20 protein-coding genes, 1 tRNA gene and 1 other annotated feature are annotated in these 23,705 nt (G+C 32.7%); of the genes, 1 reads left to right on the forward strand and 20 read right to left on the reverse strand.

Annotation, left to right across the window (positions count from 1 at the left end):
- Nucleotides 1-189: 189 nt before the first annotated feature.
- Nucleotides 190-723 (forward strand): helix-turn-helix domain-containing protein, encoded by a 534-nt coding sequence (locus tag WBG30_RS01785; RefSeq protein WP_424502931.1) that lies wholly within the window; start codon nt 190-192, stop codon nt 721-723.
- 75 nt (nt 724-798) lie between these two features.
- Here the strand turns inward: WBG30_RS01785 and rpoD are convergent, their stop codons facing one another.
- The 20 genes from rpoD to leuS all read right to left on the reverse strand — a co-directional run bounded on the left by rpoD (nt 799) and on the right by leuS (nt 23,675).
- Nucleotides 799-1,977 (reverse strand): RNA polymerase sigma factor RpoD, encoded by a 1,179-nt coding sequence (gene rpoD, locus WBG30_RS01790; RefSeq protein ID WP_424502932.1) that lies wholly within the window; start codon nt 1,975-1,977, stop codon nt 799-801.
- A 23-nt stretch (nt 1,978-2,000) separates the two neighbouring features.
- Nucleotides 2,001-3,779, reverse strand: coding sequence for a DNA primase (gene dnaG / locus WBG30_RS01795; protein WP_424502933.1), 1,779 nt, complete (start codon nt 3,777-3,779; stop codon nt 2,001-2,003).
- A gap of 192 nt (nt 3,780-3,971) precedes the next feature.
- A complete protein-coding gene (locus WBG30_RS01800; protein WP_424502934.1) occupies nt 3,972-5,969 on the reverse strand; it encodes a sodium-translocating pyrophosphatase in 1,998 nt (665 codons plus the stop codon).
- Nucleotides 5,970-6,182: 213 nt separating this feature from the next.
- Nucleotides 6,183-6,689 carry a pilin gene (locus WBG30_RS01805; RefSeq protein ID WP_424502935.1) on the reverse strand — a complete coding sequence of 169 codons (507 nt, stop codon included), beginning with the start codon at nt 6,687-6,689 and terminating at the stop codon, nt 6,183-6,185.
- Nucleotides 6,690-6,802: 113 nt separating this feature from the next.
- Entirely contained in the window at nt 6,803-7,789 is a 987-nt protein-coding gene (locus WBG30_RS01810; RefSeq protein WP_424502936.1) for an FAD:protein FMN transferase, read from the reverse strand.
- A gap of 1 nt (nt 7,790) precedes the next feature.
- Nucleotides 7,791-8,000 (reverse strand): DNA-directed RNA polymerase subunit omega, encoded by a 210-nt coding sequence (gene rpoZ / locus WBG30_RS01815; protein WP_424502937.1) that lies wholly within the window; start codon nt 7,998-8,000, stop codon nt 7,791-7,793.
- A 16-nt stretch (nt 8,001-8,016) separates the two neighbouring features.
- The gene (gmk, locus tag WBG30_RS01820) at nt 8,017-8,574 is read right to left on the reverse strand and encodes a guanylate kinase (RefSeq protein WP_424502938.1); all 558 of its coding nucleotides are present in this window, start codon (nt 8,572-8,574) and stop codon (nt 8,017-8,019) included.
- Nucleotides 8,575-8,752: 178 nt separating this feature from the next.
- Nucleotides 8,753-12,712 (reverse strand): DNA-directed RNA polymerase subunit beta', encoded by a 3,960-nt coding sequence (gene rpoC, locus WBG30_RS01825; RefSeq protein ID WP_424502939.1) that lies wholly within the window; start codon nt 12,710-12,712, stop codon nt 8,753-8,755.
- A 137-nt stretch (nt 12,713-12,849) separates the two neighbouring features.
- Nucleotides 12,850-16,398, reverse strand: coding sequence for a DNA-directed RNA polymerase subunit beta (gene rpoB / locus WBG30_RS01830; RefSeq protein ID WP_424502940.1), 3,549 nt, complete (start codon nt 16,396-16,398; stop codon nt 12,850-12,852).
- Between the two features lie 228 nt (nt 16,399-16,626).
- Complete coding sequence (rplL, locus tag WBG30_RS01835) at nt 16,627-16,989, reverse strand: 50S ribosomal protein L7/L12 (protein WP_424502941.1); 363 nt, start codon at nt 16,987-16,989, stop codon at nt 16,627-16,629.
- A gap of 96 nt (nt 16,990-17,085) precedes the next feature.
- On the reverse strand, nt 17,086-17,580 hold the full coding sequence (gene rplJ / locus WBG30_RS01840; protein WP_424502942.1) for a 50S ribosomal protein L10: 495 nt from the start codon (nt 17,578-17,580) through the stop codon (nt 17,086-17,088).
- Nucleotides 17,581-17,596: 16 nt separating this feature from the next.
- Nucleotides 17,597-17,753: a sequence feature (ribosomal protein L10 leader region), on the reverse strand.
- Between the two features lie 19 nt (nt 17,754-17,772).
- Nucleotides 17,773-18,483 carry a 50S ribosomal protein L1 gene (gene rplA / locus WBG30_RS01845; RefSeq protein WP_424502943.1) on the reverse strand — a complete coding sequence of 237 codons (711 nt, stop codon included), beginning with the start codon at nt 18,481-18,483 and terminating at the stop codon, nt 17,773-17,775.
- A 98-nt stretch (nt 18,484-18,581) separates the two neighbouring features.
- On the reverse strand, nt 18,582-19,007 hold the full coding sequence (rplK, locus tag WBG30_RS01850) for a 50S ribosomal protein L11 (protein ID WP_424502944.1): 426 nt from the start codon (nt 19,005-19,007) through the stop codon (nt 18,582-18,584).
- 75 nt (nt 19,008-19,082) lie between these two features.
- Nucleotides 19,083-19,685, reverse strand: a complete 603-nt coding sequence (gene nusG / locus WBG30_RS01855) for a transcription termination/antitermination protein NusG (protein WP_424502945.1) — start codon at nt 19,683-19,685, stop codon at nt 19,083-19,085.
- A 3-nt stretch (nt 19,686-19,688) separates the two neighbouring features.
- Nucleotides 19,689-19,874: a preprotein translocase subunit SecE gene (gene secE / locus WBG30_RS01860; RefSeq protein ID WP_424502946.1), complete on the reverse strand. Its 186-nt coding sequence runs from the start codon at nt 19,872-19,874 to the stop codon at nt 19,689-19,691.
- A 22-nt stretch (nt 19,875-19,896) separates the two neighbouring features.
- A tRNA-Trp gene (locus tag WBG30_RS01865) sits at nt 19,897-19,972 on the reverse strand.
- Between the two features lie 28 nt (nt 19,973-20,000).
- Nucleotides 20,001-20,153: a 50S ribosomal protein L33 gene (rpmG, locus tag WBG30_RS01870; RefSeq protein WP_114643403.1), complete on the reverse strand. Its 153-nt coding sequence runs from the start codon at nt 20,151-20,153 to the stop codon at nt 20,001-20,003.
- A gap of 362 nt (nt 20,154-20,515) precedes the next feature.
- Nucleotides 20,516-20,743, reverse strand: coding sequence for a hypothetical protein (locus WBG30_RS01875; RefSeq protein ID WP_424502947.1), 228 nt, complete (start codon nt 20,741-20,743; stop codon nt 20,516-20,518).
- 96 nt (nt 20,744-20,839) lie between these two features.
- The gene (locus WBG30_RS01880; protein ID WP_424502948.1) at nt 20,840-21,049 is read right to left on the reverse strand and encodes a hypothetical protein; all 210 of its coding nucleotides are present in this window, start codon (nt 21,047-21,049) and stop codon (nt 20,840-20,842) included.
- A 16-nt stretch (nt 21,050-21,065) separates the two neighbouring features.
- The gene (leuS, locus tag WBG30_RS01885) at nt 21,066-23,675 is read right to left on the reverse strand and encodes a leucine--tRNA ligase (protein WP_424502949.1); all 2,610 of its coding nucleotides are present in this window, start codon (nt 23,673-23,675) and stop codon (nt 21,066-21,068) included.
- Nucleotides 23,676-23,705: the final 30 nt, after the last annotated feature.

Raw genomic sequence — 23,705 nt, forward strand, 5'->3', positions numbered from 1 at the left:
TGAAACTTCAATTTTTAATATCTTAGTTTTTATGATATAATTAAGTGTTAAATAAAATACAATGTTTTAAAATATTACGTTTTGCCTTAAAATACTATTTTTTTAGATATAAAAAGATCATTTTAAAATTAAAGATATTAAGATAAACGGAAAATATATATTAACATTTAGATTTAGGAGGAATATACCTTGAATTTAGGAGAAAAAATTAAATTTTTTAGAAAAGAACAAAAAATGACTATAAAAGATCTTTCAGGTAAAACCAGCCTATCAGTTGGATTTATCAGCAATATAGAAAGAGGGCAAAATAGTCCATCTATCAGTAATCTTCAACAAATTTGCGAAGCTCTCGAAGTTAACCTTATGGAAGTCTTACAAGATGTTAACGAACAATCTCCAATTACTAGAAGAGATGAAAGAAAATCCATCTTTGAATCGGAACAAGGAGACATTACTATAGAGACATTAACCAATGCTAATCATGCATTAAATGGTATATCTATAACTATTTCAGATGACAATCAACATAGTGATTTTTCTTGGGGACATAATTATGATGAAGTAGGAGTTGTTATTGAAGGTAGTTTAGAGATTGAATTAAATAACAAACTTTACACTTTAAGTCAAGGTGATTCCATCTATATCGAGAAGTTCCAAGCTCATAAGTATAGAAATCCTGCTAAAAAGAAAAATATTACTCATTGGTTTTCTCTAAGAAACTAAGAGAGAGAGATTCATTGTAATCAAAAAGAGGCTTTCCCCTTTTGGGGTCAACCTCTTTTTTTATTGTTATTACTTTTATACTGTTTTAAAGTCTTCTAATTTCTTTCTTCTACTAGGATGTCTTAATTTTCTCAAGGCCTTTACCTCAATTTGTCTAATTCTTTCCCTAGTTACTTTAAATATTTTTCCAACTTCTTCCAATGTCCTTGGACAACCGTCATCTAAACCATATCTAAATCTAAGAACTTTTTCCTCTCGATCACTCAAACTGCATAGAACTTCATTTAACTGTTCCTTTAATAAAGTTTTATGAGTTTCTTCGTATGGACTAAGCATATTATTATCTTCTACGAAATCTCCTAATTCACTATCTTCTTCACTTCCTACTGGAGTTTCTAATGAAATTGGATCCTGGTTCATTTCCAAGATAGTTTTTACTTTTTCAGTTTCCATTCCTAATCTATTACCTAATATTTCAGGTGTAGCTTCCTTTCCTGTCTCTTGTAGATAGATTCTAGCTTCTTTTTTTATCTTATTTATTGTCTCAATCATATGTACCGGTATCCTTATAGTTCTACCTTGGTCAGCTATAGCTCTTGTTATAGCTTGACGAATCCACCATGTGGCATATGTAGAAAACTTATATCCTTTTGCATGTTCAAATTTTCCAACAGCTTTCATAAGACCAATATTTCCCTCTTGGATTAGATCTAATAACTTAAGACCTCTATTAGTATGTTTTTTTGCTATACTTACTACTAATCTTAAGTTAGCTTCTACAAGTTGATTTTTAGCCCATTCATCCCCATCATCAGATAATTTAGCTAATTCGATCTCTTGAGCATGCTTTAATAATGGAACTTGCCCAATTTCACGAAGATACATCTTTATCGGTTCATCTACAGATACTCCCCCTACAAGTAAGTTCTTAGTATCTAATTCTTCTTTAGTTACTTCTTTTACTTTTTTAGGGTCAAATTCAGAATCATCTTCTGGAAGGCCTGATTTTACTATCATTGATTTGGTTTTAGTTGTTTTAACGGTTTTTTCTTTGGATTCTGTCTTTTTCTTCAACTCTTTTTCACTTACTACTTTTATCCCTTGATTGATCATCCCATTGATCAGGGTTTCTATTTTTTCTGGAGCAAAATCATCTTGAAGTTTACTGTTTATCTCTTCAAAAGATATAATTTTGTCTTCTAAAGCCTTCTTTATAATTTCACGGACTTTTCCATTTTTAATAAAATTTTTCATCTTGCCTCCTCAACACTTACAAATCAAATTTTCATAGAAATAAATTCTTTATAATTTTCCTCTAAATCATCTATCTTTATATCACTAATTATTTTTTCTTTTATTTTTTTACACCTTAAAAATGATTTTATATCATTTGTTCTAAAAAATCCCATCTTTTCATCTATCTCTTTTATGAACCATCTCTTATAAATTTCAATATAAGTATTCATAATGTCTTCTTCATTTTTAGCAGAAAGTTCTGTAGATATATTAAGTACTATCTCCTCCTCTTCCTCCTCTAATTTAAAAAAATTTCCACGCAGTAATTCTTGCATATAGTTTTGTTCTCCATTTTGCTCCATTGTATCAAATATATTTTGAACAAAGGGTGTAATTATAGTCTTATTTTTAAATTTTTCAAAATACTTTTTTTCTTTTAAACAAAGTTTTAGTGTTTCTAATTCTAATTCATCTATTTTTAATGATCTCGTCTTTGAAAGCGGCTTCTCTATTCTTCTAGGCACCACAGTATTTTCATTGTTTAGTATTAAGATTTTTTTTAATATTTCAATCTCTTTTTCCATTCCCAAGGATACTGACAATTTATTCAAATACAAGCTTTTTTCCAAATCAGTTTCTACAGATAGAAAAAATTCTTTAAACCTACCTATAAAATTTTGTTTTGCCATAAAATTACTTAAATCATATTCCTTAACATAATAATCATATAAAAAATCAAATATTTCTTTTGAGTTCTTTACTGACTTCAAAAATTCAGTCTTACCATATTTTTTTAAAAATTCATCGGGATCTTTAGCATTCTTTAGTTCTAAAACCCTTATATTAAATCCATATCTTTTCAAGACTAGACTAGCTTTTTCACTGGCAACCCTTCCGGCATTATCCATATCAAAAGCGATTATCACATTGGATGTATATCTTTTTAAGAGTTCAGCTTGTTCATTGGAAAAAGCTGTTCCCAAAGGAGCCAAAGCTACGTCAAACCCATAGGCATGAGCTGCTAGTACATCCATATAACCTTCCATTAGAAGAGCATAATTTTTTCTTCTAATACTATTTCCTTTATTTTTTATTCCATAGAGGTTTCGTCCCTTATGAAACAACGGTGTTTCTGGTGAATTTAAATATTTTGCAATATCTTTTCTGTCGCTCATAGTTCTTCCACCGAAAGCGATTACATTTCCACTGGGTGAATAAATCGGATAAATTATTCTGTCGCGAAATGTATCATAGTAACCTTTATCGCCACTCTTTATTAAACCTAATTTAGAAAGAATGGGAGGATCATATCCCTTTTCTATTAAATGATCGTACAATGAATCCCAACCATTCAATGCGTATCCCAAATTATTATCTCTTATAAAATCGGGTTGCATTCCTCTTTTATTTAGATAAGAGAGTGCTTCTCTCCCAGAGTTAGAGAAAATATTTTCTTTAAAAAATGAAAGTACCTCATCTAATATTTTATAATATTTCTTATTTTTATCCTCTGAATTATTTCCATTTATAGGAGTTATGTCTAAATTATATTTTTTACTTAACTCATATACTGCTTCCCCATAATTTAATTTATTATATTCCATATAGAATTTAATAACGTTCCCACCGGCACCACAAACAAAACACTTATATATATTTTTTGAGGTACTCACCATAAAGGAAGGATTAGTATCTTTATGAAATGGGCAAAGACCTTTATAGTTTGAACCTGTCTTTTTTAACTCAACATATTCCCCTATTACTTCTACAATATTCAATTGTGTTATAACCTTATCTAAATCTTCATTTCTAAATCTCATAAAAACACCATCTTAATTTATTTTGATACTACATTTCAGTATATCTCATAATATTCATTATTTCAAGTATTTTTAATACTATTTTGAATATTTTTTGTTTTTTTGTTTTTTTTATTTGAAATTTACCTTCTAATAAGTTAATATGAGCCAGAGAAAATTCTCTGGCTCTAAATTTATAATTTTGTTGTCAAATTATATAAATAATGGAACTAATACCAATGAAACTATAGACATCAGTTTAACCAAAATATTTAATGATGGTCCAGAAGTATCTTTAAATGGATCTCCTACTGTATCTCCAACTACTGCCGCTTTGTGTCTGTCAGATCCTTTTCCATCTCCACCATAACCTGCTTCTATTTGTTTTTTAGCATTATCCCAAGCTCCACCGGCATTTGCCATCATAATAGCCATTAATATACCTGTTACAAGTGCTCCTGCTAATAATCCACCTAATGCTTCTACAGACCATAGTCCAATAACTACTGGAGCTAATACTGCTAATAATCCTGGTACAACCATTTCTCTTAGCGATGATCTTGTAGAAATATCTATACATCTTTTATGATCGGGTTTAACTGTATAATCCATAATTCCTGGATTTTCTCTAAATTGTCTTCTAACCTCTTCTACCATTTCCATGGCTGCTTTTCCCACTGCTGTCATAGTTAAAGCTGAGAATAAGAATGTAAGCATCCCACCGATGAATAATCCAGCTATTACCTTAGGATTAGTTACATCAATTACTAATGCCTTTCCTGTCAGAGCCTCTATTGATTGCTTATAAGCTGCAAATAACGATAATGCCGTAAGTGCTGCTGATCCAATTGCAAAACCCTTCCCTACTGCTGCTGTAGAGTTTCCTACTGCGTCTAATCTATCTGTACAAGCCCTAACCTCTTCTGGTAAGTTACACATCTCTGCGATTCCACCTGCGTTATCTGCTACTGGTCCATATGCATCTACTGCTACTACCATACCTGTAGTTGATAACATTCCTACTGCTGCAATGGCTATTCCATATAGTCCTGCAAAGTTAAAGGCTGCCAAAATAGCTATTACTATTACTATTATAGGCGCTACAGTAGATTCCATACCCACTGCTAATCCTTCGATTATACATGTAGCTGGTCCAGTTTTAGCTGCATCAGAAATTCTATTTACTGATTTTTTACCTGTATCAGTATATAAACCTGTAAAATGTGCTATAACCAACCCTGCTACTAATCCAGAAACAATTGCATAAAATACACCCATTGGAATTTCTAAATATTTTATAACTCCAAAAGCTCCTAAAAGTGCTAAAATTCCAGAAATTCTAGTTGCGTTCTCTAATTTATGATAAACCTCATCTGGGTTATCTGTCTTTACTGTGAACGTTCCTATTATAGATGCTATAATCCCTACAAATGCTATTAAGATTGGAGCTATAATTAGCGCCATTCTTTCTTCTGGCATAAGTCCAGAAAGAGTAGCTCCTAGTGCCATAGTAGCGATCATTGACCCAACATATGATTCAAATAAATCGGCTCCCATTCCTGCTACATCTCCTACATTATCTCCCACATTGTCTGCAATAGTTGCCGGATTTCTCGGATCATCTTCAGGTATTCCTGCTTCAACCTTTCCTACTAAGTCTGCACCTACATCGGCTGCTTTAGTATAGATTCCTCCACCTACTCTAGCAAATAAAGCGATTGATGATGCTCCCATTCCAAATCCTGTAATAATTTTCATATCTGCACCAAATATAATAGTCAATGCTGAAACTCCTATAAGACCTAAACCTACTACTGCTAACCCCATAACGGCTCCACCTGCAAAAGCTACATCTAATGCTTTTGATAATCCTCCGTCTCTAGCGGCTATAGCAGTCCTTCCATTAGCTTTAGTAGCTATTCTCATCCCTACATTACCAGCAACTCCTGATGTAATTGCTCCCAATATAAAAGTAAGTGCCACATAAGGACTTAAAAATATTCCTAATAAAATTGAAACTCCTAAAACAAACCACACTAATACCTTGTATTCAGCATGTAAAAATGCCATGGCACCCTCTCTAATCGCTTCAGTTATTTCTTCGACCTTCACATCATTAATTTCATATTTATTTACTTTTGAAGCGTAAAAATATGAAGCTATCAATGCTAATAGCCCGCCAACTATTCCCAATAACAATAAATTAACCATAATCTTTTTCCCCCTATAATTTTTGTTTCACCTAAGGTGTCAAACGTAATTTTATGTAAGAAATATATAAGTATAATTTCGTTCAGTTTAAGTATAGTTTATATTTCACCTTTTTCAAAATTAATTTTTTTATATTTTGAAGTTCTTTTCAACATTAAAAAGTAAAAGAAGCCGATGGATTAATTGACTCCTAAGTTAATATTCTTTATTTCTTTAATATTCCGTCCATTTTTTGCCTTCCATACTATAATCTTTTGTAATAAAGTTCTTAATAATATCTGAATAAGTTACTAGATTTATTTCTAGAGAATCTCCTGCAACTTTAAAGCAAGGTCCTAATGTTTTATCATAACCACTATCATAAGTAACAAGACCTTTGTAACTAACCTCTGTTCCATCTTTATTTTTGCTTCCCCCTATATGCAAGTAATTAGTATCATCTCCATTAAAAATTTCATGAGCTTTAGAATCTAATTTATCATAAATTTCTTTCGTAGTCACGTATATGTTTCCATCATTTGTTAAATCTAACACCATTTTTTCTACTAAGATTATATCCCCTATTGTCCTTGTTGCTCCTAATACGGCTATAGCTTTAGAATCCTTTGCCTTAGCTAATTGTTCCCTTAATTTAGGAACCAATGTCGTGGCTAAGATCCCTATTATTGCTATCACCACCAACAGTTCTATCAATGTAAATCCTTGTTTTCTCTCTTTCATCTTTCTCCTCCTTACTGTATTTTAATTCCATAAGAAGTATACTAGAAGGAGGTTTAATTCCTTTATTTTTGAAAAAAAATAAGTGTAATTATAAATCACACCTACTTTTTCTATTATTTAATCATATATTTTTTAAATCCATCACTATATACTTCAGACATATCACCTTTTACAATCATTACCTCTAAGTCATCTGTACTGTTAACATAAGCAATTACATCTTCTATAAACATAGAGAAAAAAGCGGTAGAATACATATCGGCAAAGAAACCATCTTCTCCGATAACTACGACCATCTTTCTATCACTAACAGGATATCCAGTATCTCTGTCTATCAGATGATGATATTTTTTGCCATCAATCTCTACATAGATCTGATAATCTCCAGAAACACCAATAGATTTATCATCTATTCCTACAATATGGTAAATTTTAGAGGGATCTTCTGGGTTTTGTAACCCTACCTTCCAAGATTTTCCTTCTGGTTTTTTATTTAAAGTTTCAATACTAGATATAGCACTTATAAAGGCGTGTTCTACACCATTTTTAGCTAATATAATCTTAGCTCTATGAATAGCATAACCCTTTAAAAAAGACCCTGTATCTACTTCATTTTTAGAAGTTTTAAGCCTTATTTTATTCCCTATAACTTCTAAATTTTTATAGTCTACCATTTTAATAGCTTTTTCCAATTGATCTTTTTTAGGAATTTTTACCTTATCAGAATCATCAAAAAAACCCCAAATTTTCATAAGTGGAGTTATAGTGATATCATACTTAGTTTTACTTAAATTATAAGTTTTTTTTACACCTGAAAATAGATATAAACCTTCACTATCTAGCTCAAAAAACTTTCCTGGATTGTGATTCAATTTATAAATTAAACTAGCCTCTTTGTGAGTGTTAAATTTATCGTCTATTCTTTCAATCTCCTTAAAAGCAAGATCCATAGATTTTTTAGCTTGCGTTGTATTTTCAGAATAAACTACCATATCGATCATAGTCCCAAAGGCAAATTTTTTCTCTACTATTTTTTTCTTTTCTTTTTTTCCACACCCAATTAGGAGTAACAAGATAAAAATTAATAGAATTTTTTTCATACTATCCCTCTATGTTTCCTCTTACTAATTCCACTTTTCCTTCTAATACTTCTTTACTTGCAATCTCTGCTAAAGTGTCTTTTTTTCTTACTTTTACTAAAGGTGCTTCTCCAGCTGCTAATTGACCATATCTTTTACCTAGAGTCATTGCTAATTTGTATTTGTTAGGTACTTTTTCTAATAATTCATCGTAAGTTATTTGTTTTTTCATTTTCATCCCTCCATTATTAATTACTTTCTTTTCTTATTATTTCTATCAATTCCAATACAGATTTATCAACAGTTCCATTGATTATTACATGATCATATTCTTCTTCAAAAGCCATCTCTTTAAGAGAATTTTTTAGTCTCAATTGGACAGTTTCTTCAGGTTCAGTACCTCTTCCACGAAGTCTTTCTTCCAATATTTTTTCTGTAGGAGCTTTAAAGAAAACTAAACATGCATTATCAAATCTTTTTTTTATTTGAATTCCACCCTGTACATCTATTTCTAATACTACATTTTCTCCACGTCCTAACCTAGATTCCGCTTCAGACTTTAAAGTTCCATAATAATTCCCATGAACATTCGCATACTCTAAAAATTCATCATTTTCTATTCTTTTTTCAAACTCTTCTAAAGTTAAAAAGTAATATTCCCTACCGTCTTCTTCCCCTTCTCTAGGTGATCTAGTAGTTGCTGATGTAGCTAAATTAATATTTAGATCTCTGCGAACTTGTTTACATACTGTTGATTTCCCTGCTCCACTTGGACCAGACACAACGAATAACCTTCCTCTTCCCATATTTTTTTCTCCTTTAATAACTTTTATCTCCTTCTCTATAAATAAAAAAATATTAAATTATTTATGTTTCAATTTTTGCCATAAGAATTTATAAATTTTAATAATCATAAAATTTCATGAAATTGTTAAGGGGACTTAGTATATTTATAGTAAAATAGGCGACTAAGTCGCCTATCTTTTATTTTTCTTCTACAGCTTTTACATATAAATCTTCATATTCATGAAATCCTGTACCTGCCGGTATTCTTTTACCTATAATTACATTCTCCTTCAATCCTTCTAAATAGTCTTCTTTCCCTGCAATTGCTGCATTTGAAAGAACCTTAGTAGTCTCTTGGAATGATGCTGCTGAGATGAAACTATCAGTATTTACTGCTGCCTTGGTAATACCTTGGATTACAGATCTATACTCTATTTCTTTCTTACCAGCTTCTCTAAGTGCCTTATTCTCAAGGTCTGCTGTTCTCTTTTCGATAACTTCTTCCTCTAAGAATAAAGACCCTCCTGCATGTAAGATTATTACTTTCTTAAACATTTGCTTAACAATGATCTCGATATGTTTATCGTTTACCGAAACTCCTTGGTCTCTATATACTTGTTGTACAGACTCTAGGATAAATTGTTCTGCTTCTACTAAACCTTTGATCTCAAGTACGTCATGTGGTGAAATAACACCTTCAATTAACTTATCTCCAGCTTTAATTATCATTCCGTCGGTAACAATTAAATGTTCTCCCATTGGAACTAAGTATTCTTTAACTATTTCAGAATCTTCTACAGATCTAACTAAGATTATTCTTTGCCCTTTCTTCTTCTTACCAGTAACTTCTACCTTACCATCAATTTGAGTTAAGATAGCTTTACCTTTAGGGTTTCTAGCTTCAAATAATTCTTGTACTCTTGGAAGACCACCTGTGATATCTTTTGTTCCTGATGTTTCTGGGATGATTTTAGCTAGGATATCTCCTTCATATACTTTATCTCCCTCTTTCATCAATAGATATGCTCCATATGGAATTACATATTCTGCAACTTTTTCATCCTTAGAGTTAAATATAATAACTCTTGGGTTGACGTCTCCAGTTTCTACTGGTTTGATTGCAAGATATTCAGTAACATCATATTTTTCGTCATATAATTCTTTGATGAATAGTTCTCTATATTCAATTCTACCATCTTTTTCAGCAATAATAGGGATATTGTATGGGTCGAATTGTGTCAATGTATCTCCATCTTTAACTGTTTGTCCTTCTTCTACCATTAAGATTGAACCAGTCGTTACTGTGTACTCATATGTTCCAATAATTATTTTTGAACCTTGAGAAACTACTTGTAATTCATTAGTTTCTTTATTTAATAAAGTTCTAATTTCTTGGAATTCTACAACACCATCATTTTCTGCTTTAATAGTATCTTGAGCGATCGATGTAGATGCAACTCCTCCTGTATGGAAAGTTCTCATTGTAAGTTGTGTACCAGGTTCTCCGATAGACTGGGCTGCGATTACTCCTACAGCTTCTCCTAATAGGATATCTCTATGGTTAGATAAATCTCTACCATAACATTTTCTACAAACTCCCTTTTCAAGAGCACACGTCAATGGAGATCTGATCTTAACTGATCTAATACCTTTATCTACGATGTCTTGTGCGATCTCTTCATCCATCATTGTACCTCTAGGGTATAATACTTCATCATTGTGATAAAGATCTATTGCTATTACTCTACCTAAAATTCTTTCATGTAAGTATTCAATGATCTTACCTTCTGAAACTAGGTTGGCAACTTCTATATTTTCATGGGTTTTACAGTCATCTTCATTTACAATAACTTCATGTGATATATCTACTAATCTTCTTGTTAAGTAACCCGAGTCAGCTGTTCTTAGAGCTGTATCTGCTAGTCCTTTTCTTGCTCCATGTGATGACATGAAGAATTCCATTACTGTCAGTCCTTCTCTAAAGTTGGCTTTGATAGGTACTTCAATGATCTTACCAGTTGTATCAGCCATTAGTCCTCTCATGGCAGCTAGTTGTCTCATCTGTGCGATGGAACCTCTGGCACCTGAGTTGGCCATCATGTTTACTGGGTTAAAGTCGTCTAGACCTTTCATCATATCTGTAGTTACATCTTCGGTAGCTTGTGACCAGATTGCAACTGTTCTTCTATATCTTTCTTCATTTATGATTTCTCCAGCTTTATAAGCTCTGTTGATTTTAGCTACTGCCTCATCTGCTTTTGATAAGATATCTTTTTTAGTTTCAGGAATTGTCATATCTTCTATTCCTACAGTTATTCCTGCCAAACATGCATAATGGAAACCAAAATCTTTGATATCATTGATTAACTCAGCTGTAATAGTAAATCCTTGAGTTTTAAATAGATCAGTTATCAAATTTTTCAACTGTTTCTTACCAAATGTTACATCATATCGCTTAGCTTCAGCTGGTAATAAGGCGTTGAATAAAAGTCTTCCTACAGTTGTTGTCACCATATTTCTATCTTCGTCTTTACCCATTCTTACATTAATAAGTGCATGAGTTTCGATGATATCATTTTGGTAAGCCGTGATAGCCTGGTTCTTATTTGAGAAGTTCATTCCTTCCCCTTTAGCACCTTTTTTTTCCTTTGTCATATAGAAACAACCCATTACCATATCTTGAGATGGTACAACTATAGGTTCACCATTTGATAGTGCTATAATATTATTTGAAGCCATCATAAGAGTTTTTGCTTCCATGATAGACTCAGGTGATAATACTAAATGTACTGCCATTTGGTCTCCATCGAAGTCGGCATTAAATGCTGAACATGCTAATGGATGTAATCTTATTGCTTTTCCTTCAATTAATACTGGTTGGAAAGCTTGGATAGATAATCTATGTAGTGTTGGGGCTCTGTTTAATAATACTGGATGATCAGCTATTACATCTTCTATTACTTCCCATACACAATCATCTGCATCTTCTACTAATTTCTTAGCAGTTTTGATAGTTCCAGCAATCTCTCTTTTTACTAATTCTCTCATGATAAATGGCTTGTATAACTCTAATGCCATCTTCTTAGGAATCCCACATTCGTGTAATTTTAACGTCGGTCCTACTACAATTACCGATCTTGCTGAGTAGTCCACACGTTTTCCTAATAAGTTTTGTCTAAATCTTCCTTGCTTACCTTTAAGCATATCTGATAACGACTTTAACTCTCTATTATTTTGAGCTACTACTGGTTTACCTCTTCTACCATTGTCGATAAGGGCATCTACAGCTTCTTGTAACATTCTTTTTTCATTTTTTACTACGATCTCAGGTGCACCAATATCTAATAATTTCTTTAATCTATTATTTCTATTGATTACTCTTCTGTATAGATCATTTAAGTCTGAAGTAGCAAATCTTCCACCATCTAATTGTACCATTGGTCTAAGATCAGCAGGAATAATAGGAACACTCTTAAGTATCATCCAAGCAGGACTATTTTCAGAAGATAATAAGTCTCTTACAACTTTTAATCTTTTTACTAATTTCTTTCTTTTTTGAGCAGAAGTAACCTCTTCAAAATCTTTTTCTAATTCTTTAGATAATTTTTTAAGATCTATTCTTTCCAATAATTTTAATATACCTTCAGCACCCATCTTAGCTTCAAAAGCTTTTCCATGCTGTTGTCTGTATAATTTATATTCTCTTTCAGTTAATATTTTTCCAATTTCTAAACCAGTATCAGCAGGGCTCAACACTAAGTATCTAGCAAAATAAAGTACCGATTCTAATTCTTTTGGAGATATACCGATTAAAAGAGCCATCTTATTAGGAGTTCCTTTAGAGTACCAGATATGTGCTACTGGTGCTGCTAATTGAATATGTCCCATTCTTTCTCTTCTTACTTTTGATTTAGTTACTTCAACCCCACACTTTTCACATACAAGGCCTTTGTATCTCATTCTCTTATATTTTCCACAAGCACATTCCCAGTCCTTTGTTGGTCCGAATATTCTTTCGCAGAATAAACCATCAAATTCAGGATTTAATGTTCTATAGTTTATTGTTTCTGGTTTTGTTACCTCTCCAAATGACCACTCCTGGATCTTATCTGGGGATGCAAGTTTAATTCTAATTTTTTCGAAGTTTTTTATTCCCATACTATTAAATAGCCTCCTTAATTAAATCTTTTCAAAAATAAGTTTTTTAAGGACATGTTTTAGCAGGGAAAGTATCTCTTTCCCTGCTAAATTATGTCTTTTACAACCTTATCTATAATTTCAAACTACTCGTTTGATTAATCTTCTTCTTTTAAGTCTGCCAATGAGAATTCAGTGATGATTTCTTCTTTTGCTAAGTCACTTGAAACATCTATTACTTCACCTTCAGTATCAAATAATTCAATATCCAATGACAACGCTTGGAATTCTTTTAATAATACTTTAAATGATTCTGGTAAACTTGCTTCTGGCATCTCTTCACCTTTAACGATGGCTTCATAGGTCTTAGTTCTACCCATAACGTCATCTGATTTAACTGTTAACATCTCTTGCAAGATGCTAGAAGCTCCATATGCTTCAAGTGCCCAAACTTCCATCTCTCCTAATCTTTGTCCACCGAATTGTGCTTTTCCACCTAATGGCTGCTGAGTTACTAATGAGTATGGTCCGATTGCTCTAGCATGCATTTTATCTTCAACTAAATGATGAAGTTTAAGAATATACATACGTCCTACAGTTACAGGATTATCGAATGATTGCCCTGTTCTACCATCTATTAGATTTACTTTTCCAGATCTATCAAATCCTGCTTCCTCTAGATAATTTTTTATAGTTGCTTCATGACCACCTGATGCTTTATCTCCACTATCAAATACTGGAGTTTCAATGTAAACACCTTGATCTCCGTCTTCATCTTTCATAAATCCAAGAGCTAGTCCTAAATGTACTTCTAGTACTTGCCCAATATTCATTCTTGATGGTACTCCTAGTGGGTTAAGTACGATATCAACATGTGTCCCATCTTCTAAGAATGGCATATCTTCTGCAGGTAATACTCTTGAAATTACCCCTTTATTTCCATGACGTCCAGAGATTTTATCTCCTACATTTATTTTTCTCTTTTCAGCGATAAATATTCTGATAGATCTATTGATCCCAGCTTTTAATTCATCTCCATTTTCTCTAGCTAATTCTAAGATTTCTACTACTGTACCCTTAGAACCGTGTGGCATCTTAAGTGATGTATCTCTTACATCTCTAGCTTTTTCACCAAAGATAGCTCTTAATAATTTTTCCTCTGCAGGCGGTTCAGTCTCTCCTTTTGGAGTAGTCTTTCCTACTAATATATCTCCTGGTCCTACTTTTGCTCCTACTCTTATGATACCTCTTTCATCTAAGTTTCTAAGAGCTTCTTCTCCTACATTAGGGATCTCTCTAGTTATCTCTTCATCTCCTAACTTAGTAGATCTAGCGTCTACTTCATACTCTTCTATATGAAGTGAAGTAAATACATCTTCCTTTCTAAGTCTATCAGATATCAAGATTCCATCCTCAAAGTTATATCCTTCCCAAGGCATGAATGCCATCAAGATATTTCTTCCAAGTGCTAAGTCTCCACCTTTTGTAGATGGTCCATCTGCTAAGATAGTCCCTACTTCTACTTTTTGACCCATGTTTACTAATGGTGTTTGATGTAAACACATAGCCTGGTTTGATCTTTCAAAGTTTAGCATTTTATATAAATGGTCTTTACTACCATTTTTTGTTTTTTCCGTTATTACTATTTTACTAGCATCTAAAGTAGTTACCACACCAGTTGTTCTTGATACAACAACGGCTCCTGAATCTACTGCTACCTTTCTCTCAAGACCAGTTCCAACAAATGGAGCTTCTCCTCTAAGTAAAGGTACTGCTTGTCTTTGCATGTTTGATCCCATTAGTGCTCTATTGGCGTCATCATGCTCTAAGAAAGGAATTAATCCAGCTGATACTGATACTACTTGTTTAGGAGATACATCTAGATAATCTATCTTCTTACCGTCTACCCACACAACTTCGTGTCCAAATCTACATAATCCATCACCAGTGATTTCATGTGTTTCTTCATCCATTACAGTATCGGCTTGGGCTATAAATAATCCTTCTTCTTCATCTGCTGCTAAGTATCTAATATCCTCAAAATTAGCCATTCCATCTGTTACTTTTACATATGGAGTTTCCATGAATCCATACTTATTTACTCTAGCATAAGTTGCTAAAGATCCTATAAGTCCGATGTTTGGTCCCTCAGGAGTTTCTATTGGACAAACTCTTCCATAATGTGAATCATGTACGTCTCTAACCTCAAACCCAGCTCTTTCTCTTGAAAGTCCTCCAGGTCCTAATGCAGATATCCTTCTCTTATGAGTTAATTCTGCTAGTGGATTAGACTGGTCCATAAATTGTGATAATTGACCTGATCCGAAGAAATCTAAGATAAGTGCATTAAGAGGTCTAGTATTTAATAATGATTGTGGTGTAAGTGCAGATGCATCTTGTACAGTCATTTTTTCTTTTACCATCTTATTCATCTTAGCTAATCCTGATCTGATTTGCATATGAAGTAGTTCTCCTACTCCTCTTACCCTTCTGTTAGAAAGATTATCTATATCATCTGTATGTCCGTCTCCACCATATAATGCTATTGCATATTTGATAGTAGCCATTACATCTTCTTTAGTTAATACAACTATGTCTTCTGCAACTTTTAATTTTAATCTTTTATTCATCTTATATCTTCCAACAGAAGCAAAATCGTATCTTTGCGGATTGAAAAACATTTGTCTAATAAGAGATCTAGCTGAATCTACAGTTACCATATCTCCTGGTCTTAGCTTTTTAAATACTTCCATTACAGCGTCGTCTGAATTTTCAGTTGTATCATCTAATAATGAATTAGCTAATACCTTATCTTCAGGTTTAACTTCCCAGTAAGTTAGAGTTTCTAGTTTTTCTTCTATAATTCTTTCCACTGCCATTTCATCTATAATGCTCTCTGCTTCTAAGATGATCTCTCCAGTTTCTTCATCATAAATATCTTCCTTTATGAAACTTCCTTCTATTCTAGTTTTAAGAACAGATAATAATTCGTCTCTATTAGAATATTTTTCATAATATTCAGTAAGATCTTTTACTTTAGTTTCTAATAAATCTTCCATTATTTCTGCATTAGTTTCATAAAAGTCTACTGCTTTTAAGAAAACAGGTGCTAATACTTTTTTCTTTCTATCTATTTTTACATTTAAGTAATCGTTTTTATCAGTTTCAAATTCTAACCAAGTTCCCTTGTATGGAATGATCTTACCAGTGAACATATCTTTAGCTGTTTGGATATTTACTTCCTTAGTAAAAGATACACCTGGTGATCTGTGTAATTGTGAAACAACTACTCTTTCTGCACCATTTATTATGAATGTAGCGTGTTCAGTCATTCTTGGGATCTCTCCAAAGTAAACTAAACTCTCTTGTATTTCATTTCCTGCTTTTTTATTTTCTAATCTAAGTCTAACTTTTAAAGAAGATGAAAAAGTCTTCCCTCTTTTTTTACATTCTAATTCGTCATTTAGTGGAGGTTCATTTTCGTGTAACTCATACCCTACATAATCTAATTTAATGTCCCCATTAGAAGATTCTATTGGAAATATCTCCTTAAAGGCCGACTCTAATCCTTTGTTCTCTCTTGAAGTAGGATCTTTTTTAGCCTGTAAAAAGTCCTCATACGAGTTTAATTGGAATTCTAAGAAATGAGGCATTGTACCTCTCTCTTTTATCCTTCCAAAACTAGTTCTTTTAATAAGCTTTGTCATCAATTCACGCTCCTTATCTTTATATCATTGAAAATTAATAGTTAATATCTTAGGCCGATTCCACCATTGCTTAACAATCGTTACCCAATATATGAACTATTAATCTTTGATAAAATTATTTTATATTTTCCTTACTTTTTTCAATGATTAAATAGGGCACTCTAATCTAAAAGAGTGCCCTATTTTATTCAATTAGTCAATTAATCAATTTTAGACTTAGAGAGTTAATTACTTAACTTCTACTGTAGCTCCTGCTGCTTCTAATTTAGCTGCAACTTCTGCTGCTTCTTCTTTAGAAACTCCTTCTTTAACTTTTGCTCCAGCTTCTTCAGCCATTCCTTTTGCTTCTTTAAGACCTAATCCAGTGATAGCTCTTAATTCTTTGATTACAGCTATTTTCTTAGCTCCTGCTGCCATGATGATTACATCAAATTCAGTTTGCTCTTCTGCTGCTTCCCCTGCTGCTGCTGCTGCTACTGGTGCTGCTGCTGTTACTCCAAAGTGATTTTCTAATGCTTCAACTACTTCTTTTAATTCTAATACAGTCATTGCTTCTAAATCAGCGATGAAAGTTTCTTGGTTAAATGCCATTTTAATGTTCCTCCTAATTTTTATTTGGTAAGCTCAAAGCTATACCTTAATATTCTTAATTTATTTTGATCTATGATCATATTTTAAAGCAGAGAATTACGCCTCTTCTTTTTGATCAGCGATAGCTACGATACCGTATGCTAACTTTCTGATTGGTCCTAACATTCCATTTAATATCATAGATAATAATGCATCTCTTGATGGTAAAGTTGCTAATGCTTCTATTTCAGAAACTTCAACTCTTTTCCCTTCAGAGTAACCACCTTTGATGTTAAATAAATCTTTTTTCCCTTTACCAAATTCGTAAACTACTTTAGCTGGTGCTACTGCATCTTCATATCCAAACGCAAATGCTGTAGTTCCTTCTAAAAGATCGTCAAATGAATCTGTTACACCTGCCTCAGTTAAAGCTATTTTGAATAATCTATTCTTAGCTACTAAGTATTCAGATCCAGATTCTCTTAATTGTTTCTTAACTTCAGTATCATCTTTTGCATTGATACCTTGATAATCCACAAGTACGATTGTTTTAGCGTCTTTGATTTTTTGAGTTAATTCTGCTACTACTAATTTTTTTGCTTCAGTTGCCATTCTTCTAGTCACCTCCTCTTTAAATTAAAATAATCTCTGACTAAAGGTTTAATTAAAGACAGAGATCATTTCTGATAGGTGAGGTTATAAGCTTTGTATCCAAAACTGTATAAACCTCGGTAGGATTTACGGTTTACACCACCTACTGTCTTTAGTTCAATTTATAGTTTAAAAAAGTTAAACTTTAATTAATTAAGCTTCTAAATATTTAGAAACTAGGATAGGATCAATTTTGATTCCAGGTCCCATAGTTAATGATAAAGCTACAGTTCTAAGGTATTGACCTTTAGCTGCTGATGGCTTTAATCTTTCAATTTCTGCCATGAACGCTCTGAAATTATCTTCAATTTGCTCATCCGTGAAACTTACTTTCCCAATTCCTACATGAATAGATCCTAATTTATCTACTCTGAATGCAAGTTTTCCTCTTTTGAATTCAGATACTGCTTGTTCTACATTAGTAGTTACAGTTCCTGATTTAGGATTAGGCATTAAACCTTTAGTTCCTAAAGTTCTACCTAATTTTCCTAACTTAGGCATCATGTCTGGTGTAGCGATTACTACATCAAAATCAAACCAACCTTTTTGAATTTGTTCGATATATTCTTCTGCTCCTGCATAATCTGCTCCTGCATCTAATGCTTTTTGCATGTTTTCACCTTGAGTGATTACTAATACTTTAGTTACTTTACCAGAACCATGAGGTAATACTACAGTTCCTCTTACTTGTTGGTCAGCATGTCTAGGATCTACTCCTAATCTTAATGCAACTTCAACAGTTTCTACGAAGTTTGCAGTTTTAGTTTTTGCAACTAATTCTAATGCATCTTTAACTTCATATAATTTACCAGTCTCTACTAATTTAGCAGCTTCTACGTATTTTTTAGCTTTCTTATTTGCCATTATTACTTTTCCTCCTTATGTGGCTTAAGCGAACTTATGTCCTACCACTTAATTATCAACAATGTGATATATATTGAAATTTAAAATATGAATTAAGATTAACCTTCTATTTTGATTCCCATTGATCTTGCAGATCCTGCAATGATACTCATAGCTGCTTCTAATGATCCAGCGTTTAAGTCTACCATTTTAGTTTCAGCAATTTCTTGAACTTGTGCACTAGTTACTGTTCCAGCAACTTCAGTCTTTGAATTTCCAGCTGCTGATTTAATTCCTGCTGCTTTCTTTAATAAGTCTGATGCAGGTGGAGTTTTTAATACGAATGTGAAAGATCTATCAGAATAAACTTTGATCTCCACTGGTATTATAAATCCAGCCTTATCTTGAGTTTTTGAGTTGAATGCTTTACAGAATTCCATAATGTTTACACCATGTTGACCTAATGCCGGTCCAACTGGTGGTGCTGGGTTTGCTTTCCCTGCTTGTAATTGTAATTTGATTAATCCGATTACGTCTTTTGCCATTTTTTGCTACCTCCATAATTTCCTTGTGGTTTTAATGATTTACTCTCCCACCTTTGAAAAGATCTAGTTATTCTATTAAGACATTACTTTCTTAACTTCATTAACCCCAATCTCTACAGGAGTCATTCTACCAAACATATCTATCATTATTTTTACTTTTCCGTGTTCTAAGTCAATATTATTAACTTCACCAACACTTCCAACAAAACCGCCTTCAAGCAGTTCCACCATATCCCCGACTACGAAATCTAACATGATTTCTTCCTTAGGTTCAGGTTTTTCTTCTCCTTCTTCTCCTAAGAATCTAAGGATAGTTATTACTTCCTCATCTTCCATAGGGATAGGATCAGATCCAATACCAACAAATCCAGTAACACCATTAGTGTTTCTGATTACATACCATGCATCAGAATCTACACTGTACCATATACCATCATTTGTTTCTTCTCTAACTGCTTCCATTTCTATCATTACATACCCTGGAAATAATTTTCTAAAAACGATCTTTTCTTTACCATTTTTAATTTCTTTTATTTCTTCTTCAGGTACTACAATTCTAAAAACTTTATCTGTCAATTCAAGTGTCTGAATTCTTTTTTCTAAGTCAGCTTTCACTTTCTTTTCATAACTGGAATACGTATGAATCATATACCACTTTTTTTCTATTGTTCTTTCCATAAATTACCCTCCAAAAAAGGTACCCATCATACTAAGTATCCTCGAAGCTATCACGTCAAAAGCACCTACATAGACACTCACCGCGACACTCATAGCTGCAACAAGTAATGTTGACTTAACAGTTTCATCTTTGCTAGGCCATACAACTTTCTTATATTCAGTTTTAACATTCTGTAACAAAGTATTCATATAAACCACCTTAAGTATAAAATGGCAGTCCAGTAGGGACTCGAACCCTAAACCCACGGTTTTGGAGACCGTTACTCTACCAATTGAGCCACTGAACTGCATGTTGTTAAGCTATGTTTCCAAGAATTACTTCTTAGTTTCTTTATGCACAGTTACTTTTTTATCCCACTTACAGAATTTTTTTAATTCAATTCTACCATCCGTGTTTTTTTTGTTTTTAGAAGTACTGTAGTTTCTTCTCTTACATTCTGTACATTCCATTAAAATGTTTACTCTCATTTCTTTACACCTCCACTCATCATATCGGAATTGCTATCCTCCCACAACTTAATTGTGGTGCATGAGCCAAAAATTCGCTCACAAACATAGATAATGATATCATACATAATACAAAAAGTCAATATTTTTCAAACTTTTTTTGTATCTTTTTTGTATTTTTTCTGCCAGCTTCAACTCCTCTCCTTAAACCCACGTTTCCTCGTGGTTTCTTATTTTTTTCACTTAAAAAGTTAAAAGAACCCTTGAAATAATCAAGGGTTCGGAGAGAGTTATGAAAAAGTTACTACTTTTCATATACACATATTATCACATTTTTCTTAGAAAAAAATTAGAAAAACATTAGTTTTTTGTTAGTGTTTTTTTTACCAAAGGTTATACCCTAAAGTTAGTGATACCATCTCTACATTGTCTTTTCCAGTAGGATTATCTTTTACTTCAGAAATTGAGTAGAGAAGTTCTCCTTGAAAAGAGCTCAAAAATTCTATTCCTACCCCAACAGCACCATAGGCACCGCCATCAGCTTTAGATCCTCCACTATTATAATCTGTACCATCATTTACCACGAAATTTTTACCTAATCTAGCTACCAAATAAGGTTTTACAGCTACTGGTATGATATTAAATTTTGCAAATACGTATACAGGAACTAGATCATACCCAATATTTTTTTTGTTAGAAGTATCATCTTATTTTAAATTTCCATTATAAGCTACACCTGCTCCTAAGTCTACAAAACCTAGTATTCCTTGACTAAGTTCTAATCCAGCATTATAACCCATTTCTTCTGTTTTTTCACTTCCAGCACCTTGAACAACTCCACCTTTTACCCATAGGTCTAAAGCTAAAGCATTTAACGACATTACAGCGAACATTAATATAACTAAAATTCTTTTCATAATTTTTCCTCCTTTATTATTTTACTACTATATTTACTATTCTCCCTGGCACAACGATCTTCTTCACGATAGTCTTTCCTTCTGTAAATTTAATTACATTAGGAGCGTCTAAAGCTAAAATTTCCAATTCTTCCTTTGTAATAGTCCTAGAAACATCTAAAGTTGCTCTTAATTTACCATTTACCTGCACACCTATCTGTACGTCATCAGAAATAGTTAACTCTTCCATATGAGTAGGCCAAGCCATTTCAAATAAATGTCCTGTCTCTCCTAGTTCTACCCATAATTCATCAGTAATATGAGGAACAAAGGGTGACAACATGATTATCATAGTTCTTACAGTTTCTGTAAATACTTTTTTAGACTCGCTAGTTATTTCACCACTATCTAATACATTAGCCTTAAAATCTTGCAATTCATTAATAAGCTCCATATTAGCTGCAATAGAAGTATTAAAATGATAGTTATCCTCAATAGATGCAGTTACTTTTTTTATTGTTTGGTGTAATTTCATAACCACATTTTTGTCAGCTTTAGAAACCTTTTCTAAATCTATACTTCCAGTTTCAAAATGTTCTTTATTTTCTACAACCATTCTCCAAACTCTATTCAAGAATCTAGATGATCCAGCCAGTCCATTTTCATTCCATTCTAATTCTTTTTCTGGTGGTGCTGCAAACATTGTAAATAATCTAGCAGCATCTGCTCCATATTCGGTAATCATATGTAATGGATCCACTCCATTATTTTTAGATTTAGACATCTTTTCTACCTTAACAACTAATTCTTCACCTGTAGCTTTAGAGTATGATTTTTCATTCTTTATTTCAGTTTCATTAGGATATAAATATTTTCCTGTGCTCTTTTCATAATATGATGGTCCCAATACCATTCCTTGAGTCAATAATCTCTTAAAAGGTTCGTCTGTAGACAACATTCCCATATCTCTAAGAACTTTATGGAAAAATCTAGAATATAATAGGTGCATTACAGCATGTTCTACTCCTCCAATATATTGATCTACAGGAGACCAACTATCAGCTATTTCTTTATCGATTGGTAGATCTGTATTTTGGGGGTCACAGTATCTCAAGTAGTACCATGATGAGTCTACAAAGGTATCCATTGTATCAGTTTCTCTCTTAGCAGCTCCTCCACATTTTGGACAAGTTGCTTTTTTAAAGTCTTCAGATGTTTCCAATGGATTCCCATTTCCTGAGAATTCAATATCCATAGGTAACTTAACTGGTAAATTTTCATCCGATTCCATTACTATTCCACATTTATCGCAATATATAGCAGGAATAGGAGTTCCCCAATATCTTTGTCTAGACACTCCCCAATCTTTCAATCTATATTTCACAGTTCTTTCTCCAAACCCTAGTTCTTCTACATGCTCTGCCATCTTAATTAACGCTTCTTTAGAAGACATTCCATCAAACTTTTCAGAGTTTGTCATTATTCCTTTTCCAACGAATGCGTTTTCCATCTCTTCTACTTCTATTTTTATCTCTTTTTTAGTTTTCTTTTCTACAGGATTTATTACCACTTTTATAGGAAGATCATATTTTTTTGCAAAAGCAAAATCTCTTTCATCATGAGCAGGAACTGCCATAACCGCTCCTGTTCCGTAATTCATAAGGACATAATCAGCTATCCAAAGTTCCACTTTTTCACCATTTACCGGATTAATTAAACGCCTCCCTGTAAATACTCCATTTTTTTCCTTGCCCTCTGCAGTTCTAGCTATCATATCTTCGTTTTTCATAGCCTCTATAGCGTCTTTGATCTCAGGTTTTTCTTTTAGAATTTCTGTTACCATTGGATGTTCTGGAGCTATTACACAATATGTAACACCAAATAAAGTATCTATTCTAGTTGTAAACATAGGTAGTTTTTCCTCAGTTCCTTCCACATTAAAAGATATTTCAGTACCGAAAGATTTACCTATCCAGTTTTTTTGCATAGTAATCACTTTTTCTGGCCATCCTTCTTTTATCTCTTCATGTCCCTTTAATAACTCATCAGCATATTTAGTAATCCTAAAAAACCACTGAGTTAAATCTTTTTGAATTACATCTGTATCTCCATGTCTCCAACATTTTCCATCTTCTACTTGCTCATTAGCTAGTACAGTATCACACTTAGGACACCAGTTAACTGTCGATTTTTTTCTATATATTAAATCATTTTCATACATTTTTTTAAATATCCATTGGTTCCACTTATAATAATCTGGTTTATAAGAAGCGATCTCTCTATCCCAGTCATATGAAAGTCCTAGCATTTTTAGTTGTTCCTTCATATATTCTATATTTTTTACTGTCCATTCTGCCGGATGTGCACCATTTTGAATAGCTGCATTTTCTGCTGGTAATCCGAACGAATCCCATCCCATGGGATGAAGAACATTATAACCCTTCATAGTTTTGTACCTAGCTATTACATCACCTATAGTATAGTTTCTTACGTGTCCCATATGTAATTTTCCTGACGGGAACGGTAACATCTCTAATACATAATAATTTTCCTTTCCTTTTACTTTATTCTTTGTTTCAAATATCTTTTTTCCTTCCCACACTTCTTGCAAGTTTTTTTCAATCTGATTAAACATATATTCTCTCATCTACTACACTCCTACTCTATATTTTTATTT

It is taken from the genome of Psychrilyobacter sp. (genome assembly GCF_049671765.1).
Classification (GTDB): Bacteria; Fusobacteriota; Fusobacteriia; order Fusobacteriales; family Fusobacteriaceae; genus Psychrilyobacter.